This is a genomic window from Micromonospora lutea (assembly GCF_016863535.1).
In the GTDB taxonomy this organism is placed as follows: domain Bacteria; phylum Actinomycetota; class Actinomycetes; order Mycobacteriales; family Micromonosporaceae; genus Micromonospora; species Micromonospora lutea.
In genome coordinates this window covers 184,939-197,261 of sequence record NZ_BOPB01000013.1, presented here as the reverse complement: position 1 = coordinate 197,261, position 12,323 = coordinate 184,939, and the positions used below count along the sequence as shown (strand labels likewise).

The following is a 12,323-nucleotide window of genomic DNA, read 5'->3' as shown; positions in this document are numbered from 1 at the left end:
AGGCCGCCGGGCTCCCGTGCCGATGTCGCCCGGGGGCCGTCCACGGCATTTGCGCCGGACCGGCAGGATGATCCGATGCCGACTCCACCCCCCGCAGACGTCATCGAGCCGCACATCTGGACCGACGAGATCCAGACCCGGGCGGAGTTCGACCGGCGGTTGGCCACCGGCAGCCTGGTCGGGCTCACCGTGCAGGGACTCCGACTGGATCTGGCACCGGTGCCCGACCTCACCGAGATCGACGTGGCCGGGACGCTCTTCGTCGGGTGCCGCTTCGCCTCCCGGCAGGTCGGAGCCGACCTGGTCCGTCGGGGTGCCAACGTGGTGCCGCCGTTCTCCCGGCTGCCGTACCCAACCCAGCCGTCCCACCTCTACACCCCGGAGGACCTCGCCGCCGGCTTCACCGAGGGCGGTTTCGCGGCAATGTACGACAGCCGGATCTACGCGCACTTCCGGGCCCACGGCGGGGCCATGCCGGACGTACGGGAGGCACTCTGCCAGCGGCTGCACGACCACGGCGTGGACAACGCGCTCGCCGACGCCACCCGAGCCTGGCTCTCCACCCACGGACCGCAGTCGGTGGTCGGGGTAATGGGTGGGCACGCGGTCCGGCGGGGCAGTGAGCCGTACCGGACGGCCGCAGTGCTCGGTTGGGAACTGGCGCGGGCGCACCGCCTGGTGGTCACCGGCGGCGGGCCAGGGGTGATGGAGGCCGCCAACCTGGGTGCCTACCTGTCGACCCGGCCGGTCGAGGACCTCACCGCGGCCATCGACCTGCTCGCCACCGCGCCGGACTACACCGACCACGACCGCTACACGGCTGCCGCGCTGCGGGTGCGGGAACTCTACGGGCGGTCGGTCTCGCCGCCGGTCAACGGCACCGAACCGGTGACCGCCTATCGCGCGGACTCGGCCGCGCTCACCACCGGCGACCTGGACTGGGCCGGCTGCGGCGGCCTCGCCGTGCCGACCTGGCTGTACGGCCACGAGCCGGCCAACCTGTTCGCGGGCCGGATCGCCAAGTACTTCTCCAACGCGATCCGGGAGGACACCATCCTGCGGCTGGCCCGGGGCGGCATCGTCTTCGCCCCCGGCCGGGCAGGAACCGTGCAGGAGGTGTTCCAGGCGGCCACCAAGACCTACTACGGCACCGACGGGGTCAGCGGCGCGTACGTCTTCCTGGACCGCGCGTACTGGACGACGGAGTTGCCGGTGGAGTCGCTGCTGCGTCCACTGCTGGCCACCTCCCCCTCCGGTGACCTCTCCGACACCGTGCACCTGACCGACGACGTCCACGAGGCCGTCCGCCTGCTGACGGCGTAAGGAAGGGCACCTTGTTAACGCCTGGGGTATAGGAAGGGCCCCCTGTTAACAAAAACGCGACGGGCGGCCGGCCCAAGTCGAGCTGGCCGCCCGTCCGGGCGACGTCAGTACGTCACTTGGTCATCGTGGTGCCGGTCGAGCGCAGGTGCTCGCAGGCCTCCGCCACGCGGGTGGCCATGCCGGCCTCGGCGGCCTTGCCCCACACCCGCGGGTCGTACATCTTCTTGTTGCCGACCTCGCCGTCGACCTTGAGCACGCCGTCGTAGTTGCGGAGCATGTGATCCGCCGCCGGACGGGTGAAGGCGTACTGCGTGTCGGTGTCGATGTTCATCTTCACCACGCCGTAGTCGAGCGCCTCGCGGATCTCCGACAGCAGCGAGCCGGAGCCACCGTGGAAGACCAGGCTGAGCGGCTTCTCCTTGCCGTACTTGGCGCCGACCGCCTCCTGGATGTTGTTCAGGATCTCGGGGCGGAGCTTGACGTTGCCCGGCTTGTAGACACCGTGCACGTTGCCGAAGGTCAGCGCCGCCATGTAGCGGCCCTTCTCGCCCAGGCCGAGCGCCTCGACCATGGCCAGACCGTCCTCGACGGTGGTGTAGAGCTTGTCGTTGATGGCGTTCTCGACGCCGTCCTCCTCGCCGCCGACGACGCCGACCTCGATCTCCAGGACAATCTTGCCCTTGGCGGCCTCGTCGAGCAGCTGGGCCGCGATCTCCAGGTTCTCCGCCACCGGTACGGCCGAGCCGTCCCACATGTGCGACTGGAACAGCGGCTCCTGGCCGTTCTTGACCCGCTCCTGCGAGATGGCCATCAGCGGTCGGACGAACTTGTCCAGCTTGTCCTTCGGGCAGTGGTCGGTGTGCAGGGCGATGTTCACCGGGTACTTCTTGGCCACCTCGTGGGCGTACGCGGCGAACGCCACCGCGCCGGTGACCATGTCCTTGACCGAGGGGCCCGAGAGGTACTCGGCGCCACCGGTGGAGACCTGGATGATGCCGTCGCTCTCCGCGTCGGCGAAGCCCTTGAGCGCCGCGTTCAACGTCTGCGAGGACGTCACGTTGATTGCCGGGTACGCGTACCGGCCCGCCTTGGCGCGATCCAGCATCTCGGCGTAAGCCTCGGGGGAAGCGATGGGCATGTCGAACGCTCCTTACTTGCCGCTGTCGGCCGTACGGCCGCTGTTCTCCGCAGGGGCCCGGCCGGGCGGCCGCCTGTTCTACCTTGATGCGCCGGACCGCGCTGTCCTCCGCGGGCAGTATCCCGTAGCGGAGCCGGACGGGCACAACCGGGCCGGCTCACCGCCGGTCCGCTGGATCCGGCACCACCACGCTGATCACCCAGGTGACCACCGCCATCACGATGGCTCCCCAGAAGGCCGCCCAGAAGCCGTCCACGTCGAAGGGCAGATCGATCGCCCCGGCGATCCAGTTGGTCAGCAGGAACAGCAGGGCGTTGACCACGAGCGCGAACAGGCCGAGAGTCAGCAGGTAGAAGACACAACCCACGACCTTGATGACCGGCTTGAGCACCGCGTTGACCAGACCGAAGATCAACGCCACGACGAGCAGGGTGAACACCGTGTCGTAACGGCTGCGTCCAGTCACCTCGACCCCGGGCACGATCAACGTGGTGATCCACAGTGCGACGGCGGTCACCGCAAGTCGGATGAGGAAGCCCACGGCACCATCCTGGCACCGGTGGCAGTCGTCGGTGGGTCGATTCGGCCGACTCGGTCAGGGCGACGGCGTACCCTCGGCGGCCGCGTGGCCGGCCGGTTCCCAGCACTACGCCGGCACACCCCGTACGGTGGGTGGGTACCCGCACGCCGACACCCGGAGGCATCGAATGGGCCAGCCCGACGAGGACTTCGCCCCCGGCGATCACCTCAGCCCGGAGGAGCGTGATCTGGAGGCCGAGCCGGCCGACGCCGTCGAGCAGGCCGCCGTGGCCGACCCGAGCCAGGTCGAGGTCGAGCCGCACCGCGGCTTGGAGGTCAACGACTGGGACGCCATGGAGCAGGCCCGCGTGGTCGGCGCCGACGAGGACGACTACCGCTGACGCACCGATCGATCAACCTTTCGGCCGGACTTCATCCGCGATGGTCGACACGGACAGCGAGGACCTTAGAGATTCCTTAACATCCGGGGGCTTCACCCGCACCCTCACGGGAGGACCCCTTCATGCTCACCCACTGCACTCGGCGTCGACTGGCCGGGTTGGGGGTGGCTGGCGCACTCGTCGCCGCCGTCGCCGCCCCTGCCACCCCCGCATCCGCCGAGGAGTCCCAGGTTTCGCTGGGTGTCTACTTCGGCGACACCACCATCGCCGCCGGATCAGCTGGAAAGATCGACAGCCCGATCCTGTTCGCCTCGTCCACGGTGGTGGTGCACGACCTCACCGTGCGCTACGACTTCACCAGCCTCGCCGGCAGGGCCACCGTGACGTCGGAAAGCGACTCCAGCTACTGCTCGACGCCCGAACCGAATGTTCTGGTCTGCACGGATCCGTTCGAGGTCGAGCTGTACGAGGGCGGTTTCGGCGGTCGCTACTCGGTGGTCATCGCGCCGACCAAGGGCGCGAAGGACGGCGACGAGGGCACCGTCAAGGTGAGCCTCAGCGCCACCGGCTACACCCCCGTCGCCCACGAGGCGCGGGTGCGGATCGGTGAGGGCGTCGATCTGGCCGCCGGCCCGCCGACGGAGCGCTCCGGCAAGCCGGGCTCGGCGTTCACCGTGCCGCTGAAGGTCGGCAACCCCGGAGAGACGGTCGCCAAGGGTGCCGTCGCCGTCTTCTACAACGACTACGGGATCCAGCCCGCCAAGCAGTACTCCAACTGCACCTACGAGGGCACCTTCCTACGCGCCTGCCACTTCGACCGGCCGCTGGAGCCGCGTACCAGCTATGTCACCACTCTCGCCTACCGGATCGCCAAGGACGCGTTCGCTCCGGGCTACGACCACGGCGAGATCCTCTGGATGACTCCGGCCGAATTCGAGGACTACACGGCGTACGTGAAGAGCCGCGGCGCCACCCTCGGCAAGCCGGGCACCGGCGGCAAGCTGCTGCTGGACGAGGCCGGCCCGGGCATTGCCGCGCGGAGCTTCCAGGCGGACACCCAACCGGACAACAACTGGTCGCACCTGGCGGTGACGATCACCGGGAAGAACAGCACCGACCTGGAAGCTGTCGGTGACGAGGTCTCCGGTGCGCAGGGCGACGAGGTCGACGCGGTCGTCGGCTTCCGCAACAACGGTCCGGCCACGTTGGACAACGGCCGCTCGGGGTCGTCGGTCACCAACCTCGAGATCGAGATTCCGAACGGCACCAGCGCGGTACGGGTCCCCGACAACTGCTCCCCGGTGCGCGGCGAGAACGAGTGGGGCGAGCCGGGGGAGCCGAACGGGCGCACGTACCGCTGCTACCCCAGCTGGTTCATCAAGGCCGGTGACGAGGAGACCATGACGTTCGGGCTCCGGATCGACAAGGTCGTTCCGGACTCCACCGGCGACGTCAAGGTCAACGTCCCCTGCCAGTGCGACGGCGGCTTCTATGCCGACCTGAAGCCCGCCAACGACATCGCCAAGCTCGTCGTCAACCCGAGCGGCGGCCAGGGCGGCGATGGCGGTAGCGACGGTGACGGCGGTGAACTGCCGATCACCGGTGCCAACACCGCCCTGATCGCGGGCGTCGGCGGCGTACTGCTCGCCGCCGGTGCAGCCGGCTTCCTGCTGGCCCGCCGCCGCCGTACCCGCTTCACCGCATAGCCCCACCCACACCCGGTGCCCCGCCGACCCCTCGGCGGGGCACCGCTGTTCCCCCCGCCGCCGCAGCACCTCTTTCGCCGATCATGCAGTAATGGCGCCCGGAGTGAGAACAATGTTCCGGTTTGTTTGGTGCCACAACTGCATGATCGGCGAAGGATTGGGCGTGGGGCGGTCAGGGTTGGTCTACGGCTTGGGGCGGTTGGTTGGCGGCTTTGCGTGGCCAAGGCGGTCGGCGGCGGCACCGGTAGCGTGGGTGGCCGTGGCCGTGGCGGTGGCCACGCGGGGCAGTGATCGCAGCAATCAACGGAACGGAATTCTTCATGGCATTGGGCGAACGAGTAGGCCATGTCCTACGCGGCACGGCCATCGGCGTGGCCGAGGCCGTGCCCGGGATCAGCGGCGGGACGATCGCGCTGGTGACCGGCGTCTACGAGCGGCTCATCGCGTCCGCCGGGCATCTGGTCAACACCGTGCGGTACGCGGTCTCCGACCTTCCGCGTGGGCGCGGCTGGACGCGGGCGGGTCACCAGCTACGGCAGGTGCACTGGGAGGTGGTGATCCCGCTGCTGATCGGCATGCTGCCCGGCCTGCTGATCGCGGCGAAGCTACTCGAACCGCTGCTGGCCGATTATCCGGAGCAGACCAGGGGGCTCTTTTTCGGACTGGTCCTCGCCTCGGTGCTGGTGCCGATCTCGATGATCGGCAGGCCGTGGCGAGCGCTGGAGGTAGGGGCACTCGTCGCCGCCGGGGTGGCGGCGTTCCTGCTGACCGGCTTGCCGCACGCCACCATCGAGCCACACCCGGTGGTCGTACTGGTAGCGGCGGCGGTCGCGGTCTGCGCCCTGGTCCTGCCCGGCATCTCGGGGTCGTTCCTGCTGCTGACCGTCGGCCTGTACGAGCCCACCATCAGCGCCGTCAACAACCGCGACCTCGGCTACCTGGCCGTCTTCGCGGCAGGCATGATCATCGGCCTGTCCCTCTTCGTCAAGCTGCTTCAGTGGCTGCTTGAGCATCACCGCCGGATGACGCTGGCGGTGATGACCGGCGTGATCCTGGGCAGCCTGCGCGCGCTGTGGCCGTGGCAGTCCGAGGACCGTGACCTGCACGCACCGGGCGACCACGTGCTGTCCATCGTGGCCCTGGCCCTGGTGGGTGCCGCCGTGGTCACGGCAATGGTCATCGCCGAGCGTCGCCGGCTGCGCCGGGCCGCCCGGGACCTCACCGAGGAGACGTACGAGACGACGCACGTCCGCTGACACCCACCGCTTGGTGGCTGCCCTGGTGGGCGGCCACCAAGCGGTTCTGGTTCAGCGAGCCTTCTTGGTGGCCCGCTTACGCGGCGGGGTCAGCAGGTCGGCGATCGTGGCGATCGCGCTCGGGACCAACCGGTAGTAGGCCCACACCCCGCGCTTTTCCCGCTCCAGCAAGCCGGCCTCGGTGAGGATTCGGAGGTGGTGACTGACCGTCGGCTGGGAGAGGCCGAGCGGCGCGGTGAGGTCACACACGCACGCTTCGCCCTCGGGTGCCGACTGGATCAGGCTGAGCAGCCGCAGCCGAGCGGGATCGGCGAGGGCCTTGAGGACCCCCGCCAGCCGCTCGGCGTCGGCGCGTTCGATCGGCTCGCCGGCAAGCGGCGAGATCTGAGGCATAGTCATTTCGGCCAACGCAGTTCCCACGCATTCCATCCTTCCACCAGCAGCATCGATCTGCCTGCATATCAGCAGATCCGAATAGGCAGACTTTTACGCCACAAGGCCGAGGTCAGCCAACGTATAGGCCGCCCGATAGGGCAATCCGGCGGCTCGCACCGCGTCGCCGGCACCACGATCAACGATAACCGCCACCCCCACAACCTCGGCTCCCGCCTCGCGAAGGGCCTCGACCGCGGTCAACACGCTTTCCCCGGTGGTGGAGGTGTCCTCCACCGCGAGCACCCGACGCCCGGCCACGTCGGGCCCTTCGATCCGGCGTTGCAGCCCGTGCGCCTTGCCCGCCTTACGAACCACGAACGCGTCCAACGGACGCCCGGCGGCGTGCATCATCGCGACGGCGATCGGGTCGGCCCCCAGGGTCAGGCCACCCACCGCGTCGTACGACCAGTCGACGGTCAACTCCCGCAGCACCCGTCCCACCAACGGTGCCGCCCGGTGATGCAGCGTGACGCGACGCAGATCTACATACCAGTCGGCCTCCCGCCCTGAGGAGAGCACCACCCGGCCATGGACCACAGCCAGGTCGGAGATGAATTTGCGCAGGTCGTCGTGGTCCCCCATGGCGATAGAGGGTACTGCGCAAGTCTGTGTGCCGCGTGTGCGGGCCACGCTGGTCAACCCCTTCGGGGGACCGATGAGTGGCGATGTCCGGTTACGCTACGTCGATCATTCCGACGGATCGAGTGACGTCACCGTCGCCGGCAGGCCGCCGGCCGCTGAACCGTCGGTCAGCGACGGTCGCGACCGATCCGCCCGCGGGTGTCCCGGGAGACCAGGTCGAGCAGCCGACGCGGTGCGTGTCGCAACCCGACCACGGCCAGCTTGTATTTCCACGACGGGACGCTGACCAACTTGCCTTTGCGCAGGTCACGCAGGGCTTCATCGACCACATTGGTCGCGTCGAGCCACATCCATTCGGGGGTTTTCGACATGTCGATGCCGGCGCGTTGGTGGAATTCGGTACGGGTGTAGCCCGGGCAGAGCGCCAGCACGCGTACGCCGAAAGGGCGGGCGGACTGCCCGACGGACTCGCTGAAGTTGGTGACCCACGCCTTGCTGGCCGAGTACGTCGAGCCGGGCATGACCGCGCCGAAACCGGCAACCGAAGAGACATTAATCACTGCCCCGCTGCGCCGCTCGGTCATCCTGGCCAGCGCGGCGAGGGTCAGCCGCAGCACCGCGTGCACGTTCAGCCGCAGCAGTCGAGTCTCGTCCTGAACCGACGACCGGAGGAACGGCTTGTTCAGGCTGATGCCGGCATTGTTGACCAGAAGCTCGACGGGCGGGCCGTCGGTCAGCCGTCGTTCGACCGTGACGCAACCGTCGTCGGTGGACAGATCGGCGGTGATGGTCTCGGTCTCCACGCCGTGCCGGCCGGTCAACTCGGCGGCTTGCGCCGCCAGCCGGGTCGCGTCGCGGGCGACCAGCACCAGGTGCCATCCGTCGGCGGCCAGCCGGGTGGCGAACGCCGCCCCGATACCCGCCGTCGCTCCGGTGATCAACGCCCATCGATCACTGCTGGTCCGGTCGGGCGTCACGGGCGTCATCACCTCGGCGGGTACAGGGGGCGACATCGACGCCCCGGGCGGCGGTCACTGCTGGTACGGCGGTGTCGGCGGCTGGTAGGGAGGTGCCGCCGACGGATGTCCGAACGGTGGGGTGGACGGCTGGTGCGGGGAGGCCGGACGCTGGGGTGCCGGCCGTCGCCGGAACCAGGCGTTGGCCGCCGGCAGCGCCAGCAGCACGGCTACCACAAGGTAACCGAGCACCTGGGCGATCGAAAGGGCGGCGGTGAGCGGAATCCACCAGGCCGGGTGGGCATCCGACACCAGGGCGAGCAACTCGGCGGTCCCCAGGTTGTCGCGGAATTCCAGAGGCACTGCGCGCTGCACGATCAGCGTGACCAGCCCACCACACCCGCAGAACACACCCAGCCCGGCGACCACCCAGGTCGCCACCCGTGCCGCAGGCAGGCGGGCGGCCAGTCCCAGCGTCAGCACGACGAGAAGCAGACCGGCGAAAATACTCAGCACCGCCGACACCACGACCGAGGCCCGCAGCAGCCCCACCACCGCGTCGACCTGACCGGGATCGGCCTCGGCGCCGGCCGTCGAGCGGAACCGGTCCACCGTGCCGTCGATGGACGCGAGCCCGATCATCGCGAACACGAGCGCGCCGAGTGCCATCACCGCCAGTGTCGCCACAGCCAGCATGACCGCAGCCGGCCGGCGGGCCGGTGCCTGTTCGGGATACGACACGACGGGTCCCTCCGGTAGGCGTCGGAAAGCAACCTACTCGGAGGGACCCGTCGCGGTCGTGCTGATGCGGGTGTCGAAATCGGCAGGCCGGTCAGCACATCGGCACCCGCGCGACCGAGGGTCAGCCGGGACGATCGGTGGGCGGCTGCGTACCGGGCTGGTCCGGGCCGTCGGCAGGCGGGGTCTGCCCACCCGGCTGACTGCCCTGGTCACCGGCCGGAGGCTGACCCCCGGTGCCCGGATAGCCGGGCTCGGCCGGCTGCTGTGGGGCACCCGGGTAGCCGGGGGCCGGCGGGTAGCCGGGCTGGCTCGGGTACGCACCGCCGGGCGTCGGCGGCTCCCACTGCTGGGTCGGCTTGCGGAAGAATTCGTTGGCCTTCGGCAGCGCCAGCAGGATCAGCGCCACCAGCAGCGAGATCAGGCTGATCACCCCGAGCAGGATGCTGACCGGCGTGGTCCAGCTCGGCAGGGCGTCCTCCAGCCGACGCTGGATCTCCTCGCCACTGGGCATGTCGCCGCTGGTCTCGCCGGGCGTACCGAGATTGCCGGCGAACCCGCTGAGCAGATTCAGCCCGGTGCAGCAGAACAGGATGCCACCGACGATCCAGGTGGCGATCCGGGAGCCGTTCTTGCCGCGCAGGTTCAGCAGACCAAGGGCGAACAGCGCGAATGCCACCACCAGCAGGAAAATCGCGGTGCCAACGCCGATCACGACCGTGATGTCGGCGATGTTCTGCGCCCCCTCGACGGTGGAGTCCCGGTACGCCTCCTCCATCACCTCGCGGACGGTGCCGATGGTGGCCAGCGAGATGATCACGCTGATCAGCTGACAGATCGCGAACAGCAGCAGCAGGTAGGTGGATATCGTCACCACGCCCGGCCGCGACCGGGTCGGGGTGTTTTGAGGATCAACCATCTTTCTCCCTTCCTGGAACGCGCTTCACCGTATCGGCAACGGACCAATCCGGCACGCTGCGACGCCGAGTGGTGGGCACGTCACCAGCCACCTGGCCGGCCGGGATCGATCGGACGGGCGGTTGTCCTGCTCAGGAGCTCTGCGGGTGGACGGTCACCTCGTCACTGTCGAGCCGCTCCCCCCGGGCCATCTCCCAGCCCGCCTCGCCGTACGCCTCGAAGGTGAGCCGCGCCCCGCCCGGGGCCCGGTAGTCGTGATAGCGCATGGTGCCGCTCGGTGCCAGCCCGGCGACCTCGGAAGCGGTGTACCGAGCCTGACCGGACTCGTGCCAGCTGTAGCGCCGGTCGCCGAACTCGACCACCGGTGCACCCGGCGTGACGGTGGCATCGCGTGGTGCCGTTTCCCACAACACCAGTTCGAATCCGGGGCTCTCCGCCACCGAGAGTCGACGCCGGCCACCGTGCTCGTCCAGGTCGTCGAGGAGGTGCTCGGCCCACCTCCACTCACCTTCCACCAGACGGATCGAACCCCGCACGGCATACGCGGCGTCACCGATCTCGACGATGTCGCCGACCTCGATGCGGCGCGGATCGCGTCGCTGTCCACCGCTTCGGCGCTGCCGCGGAGCCACCGGCGCCCGTGACCGGTTGTGCCACCAGCGCAGCGCGAGCACGACTACGACCAACCCGACCAGGCTGGCGGCGGCCAGGTACGCCGATGTGCCGTCCACCCGGTCACCTCCCGAGACAGTTCAGCGGAGACGTCGACCATGATCCGGGCAGGTCACGCCGCTCGCCAACCGGCTACCGATCCGGCTGATCCGAGCCACCGGAGGCGGCACCGCCCGGTGCGCCACCGTCGGGGGCGGCCGGTCCGTCGGACGCGGGTGGAGCAGCCGGTGCCGGTGGTGTCTCCTCGGCGACCGGCGAGGCCGCCTGGTGCGGGGGATACCCGGCCGGATCCGGACTGCCCATGGCACCGGGTGCGACATACCCGGGATACCCGCCCACCGCATACCCCGCACCGGGCACCCCGTAACCGGGCAGCGGGTGACCCGGCGGCGGATATCCGGGGTGCGGTAGGTGACCGGGCGGCGCGGGATAGGCGGGATAGCCCATGGGCATGGGGTAGCCGACCAGGTGTGCGTTCGGGATGTCTCCTCCGCCGCGCGGCCAGGCCGCTGCCGGCTCGGCGCGGGGCACGAACCAGCGGTGGGCCGGTGGCAGCGCCAGCAGCAGCACCACCGCCACCGTGAGCAGGAACACCAGCAGCACGCCGAGGCCGGCCAGCGGAAGGAAGACGTCGAACGGGCTCGTCTGGCCGTAGAGCGCCTCGCTGAAGTCCGACTCCTGCCAGTAGTCGTCGACCGGCGGCGGCACCTCTTCCGGGTACGTCTCGTCGATGTACGGCCCATCGGTCATCGCGAACATCAGACCGAACGGGATCAGGAACGCGCCGAGACAGCCCTGGACGACGCAGAGCAGCAGTTGCACGCCACCGGCCACGAAGACCATCGTCCGGGCGGTGTTGCTGCCCGCGCGTACCCGGGGCGCGGTCAGGCCCAGCCAGAGCGCCAACAGCAGGGCGGGCACACCGAACACGACCGCCATCACGACGCTGCCCCAGCGTTCCGCGCGTACCTCTTCGGGGTCGGCGCCGGGCACCCGCTGCACGGCGCGGTCGATCGCGGCGTTCCACTGGACCGCCTCGACCACCACCAGGGCAATCAGGCCGAGCAGGATCAGCACGGTGGCGAGTTGCAGCCAGAAGGCCACGGTGACGGTGCCGGGACGAGGCGGACGGGGCGGTGGCACGGCTGCCGACGATTCGGCGGTCGCGGTCATACCCGGGACGGTACGGCCCGACGGCAAGCGTCGGCAATGCCGTTCGAACGGACCCGACCCGTCGATCAGATCACGCTGCGGCGAGCCGCTCTGCGGCGTACTCCCCGACGGTGGTGCGTCCCATCACGCAGCCGGTGAAGGTGTTCAACTCCGCCGGATCCGCGCGCAACGTCGTCCAGGCCGCTCGGCCGGCCGCCGGATCCAGCCGTTCCAGCAGGGTGGCGGCGTACACGCGGCCCGCGGGGCCGCCGGTGGTGAGCAGTCGGTCGAGCAGGTCGCGTACCTCCGCCGGGTGGTCGGTCACGGCCGCCGCGACGCGTTGGTACGCCTCGGTCTCGGGCAGCACCCTGCCCGCGATTCCGACCCCGCCGAACGCCAGCGTGTTGGCGCGACCAAGATCCGCGACGGCCGTCGCCAGCTCCGGTTCCTTTTCCTTCTTGCGCCGCATCCCGAACATGTCTCCATCCTCGCCCCGCAGGCCCGCCTCCGCTCGTCGGAGGCGGGCC

Annotated in this window: 14 protein-coding genes; 4 read left to right on the top strand and 10 right to left on the bottom strand. The window is 69.7% G+C overall.

The window, feature by feature from the left end; translation table 11 throughout:
* Positions 1–75: 75 nt before the first annotated feature.
* Entirely contained in the window at positions 76–1,323 is a 1,248-nt protein-coding gene (locus tag Vlu01_RS14440) for an LOG family protein (RefSeq protein ID WP_203999015.1), read from the top strand.
* 112 nt (positions 1,324–1,435) lie between these two features.
* Here Vlu01_RS14440 and fbaA read toward each other — a convergent pair whose 3' ends face one another.
* Both fbaA and Vlu01_RS14430 read right to left on the bottom strand, forming a co-directional pair.
* Positions 1,436–2,461, bottom strand: a complete 1,026-nt coding sequence (gene fbaA / locus Vlu01_RS14435) for a class II fructose-bisphosphate aldolase (RefSeq protein ID WP_203999012.1) — start codon at positions 2,459–2,461, stop codon at positions 1,436–1,438.
* A 157-nt stretch (positions 2,462–2,618) separates the two neighbouring features.
* The gene (locus Vlu01_RS14430; RefSeq protein WP_203999009.1) at positions 2,619–3,002 is read right to left on the bottom strand and encodes a phage holin family protein; all 384 of its coding nucleotides are present in this window, start codon (positions 3,000–3,002) and stop codon (positions 2,619–2,621) included.
* A gap of 166 nt (positions 3,003–3,168) precedes the next feature.
* Here Vlu01_RS14430 and Vlu01_RS14425 point away from each other — a divergent pair, with 166 nt between their 5' ends.
* From Vlu01_RS14425 to Vlu01_RS14415, 3 genes are all read left to right on the top strand, one after another.
* Entirely contained in the window at positions 3,169–3,381 is a 213-nt protein-coding gene (locus Vlu01_RS14425) for a hypothetical protein (protein WP_203999428.1), read from the top strand.
* Between the two features lie 122 nt (positions 3,382–3,503).
* Positions 3,504–5,087: an LPXTG cell wall anchor domain-containing protein gene (locus Vlu01_RS14420; RefSeq protein WP_203999006.1), complete on the top strand. Its 1,584-nt coding sequence runs from the start codon at positions 3,504–3,506 to the stop codon at positions 5,085–5,087.
* A 320-nt stretch (positions 5,088–5,407) separates the two neighbouring features.
* On the top strand, positions 5,408–6,343 hold the full coding sequence (locus Vlu01_RS14415) for a DUF368 domain-containing protein (RefSeq protein WP_203999003.1): 936 nt from the start codon (positions 5,408–5,410) through the stop codon (positions 6,341–6,343).
* A gap of 51 nt (positions 6,344–6,394) precedes the next feature.
* Here the strand turns inward: Vlu01_RS14415 and Vlu01_RS14410 are convergent, their stop codons facing one another.
* The 8 genes from Vlu01_RS14410 to Vlu01_RS14375 all read right to left on the bottom strand — a co-directional run bounded on the left by Vlu01_RS14410 (position 6,395) and on the right by Vlu01_RS14375 (position 12,274).
* Positions 6,395–6,772 carry an ArsR/SmtB family transcription factor gene (locus tag Vlu01_RS14410; protein WP_203999000.1) on the bottom strand — a complete coding sequence of 126 codons (378 nt, stop codon included), beginning with the start codon at positions 6,770–6,772 and terminating at the stop codon, positions 6,395–6,397.
* 57 nt (positions 6,773–6,829) lie between these two features.
* The gene (pyrE, locus tag Vlu01_RS14405) at positions 6,830–7,360 is read right to left on the bottom strand and encodes an orotate phosphoribosyltransferase (protein WP_203998997.1); all 531 of its coding nucleotides are present in this window, start codon (positions 7,358–7,360) and stop codon (positions 6,830–6,832) included.
* Between the two features lie 167 nt (positions 7,361–7,527).
* Positions 7,528–8,346 carry an SDR family NAD(P)-dependent oxidoreductase gene (locus tag Vlu01_RS14400; protein ID WP_373307386.1) on the bottom strand — a complete coding sequence of 273 codons (819 nt, stop codon included), beginning with the start codon at positions 8,344–8,346 and terminating at the stop codon, positions 7,528–7,530.
* A 45-nt stretch (positions 8,347–8,391) separates the two neighbouring features.
* Positions 8,392–9,057: a hypothetical protein gene (locus Vlu01_RS14395; RefSeq protein ID WP_203998994.1), complete on the bottom strand. Its 666-nt coding sequence runs from the start codon at positions 9,055–9,057 to the stop codon at positions 8,392–8,394.
* A 121-nt stretch (positions 9,058–9,178) separates the two neighbouring features.
* Entirely contained in the window at positions 9,179–9,973 is a 795-nt protein-coding gene (locus Vlu01_RS14390) for a hypothetical protein (protein WP_203998992.1), read from the bottom strand.
* Positions 9,974–10,103: 130 nt separating this feature from the next.
* Positions 10,104–10,703, bottom strand: a complete 600-nt coding sequence (locus Vlu01_RS14385) for a DUF4178 domain-containing protein (RefSeq protein WP_203998989.1) — start codon at positions 10,701–10,703, stop codon at positions 10,104–10,106.
* Positions 10,704–10,776: 73 nt separating this feature from the next.
* A complete protein-coding gene (locus Vlu01_RS14380; protein WP_203998986.1) occupies positions 10,777–11,817 on the bottom strand; it encodes a hypothetical protein in 1,041 nt (346 codons plus the stop codon).
* A gap of 70 nt (positions 11,818–11,887) precedes the next feature.
* On the bottom strand, positions 11,888–12,274 hold the full coding sequence (locus Vlu01_RS14375) for a hypothetical protein (RefSeq protein WP_203998983.1): 387 nt from the start codon (positions 12,272–12,274) through the stop codon (positions 11,888–11,890).
* Positions 12,275–12,323 lie beyond the last annotated feature (49 nt).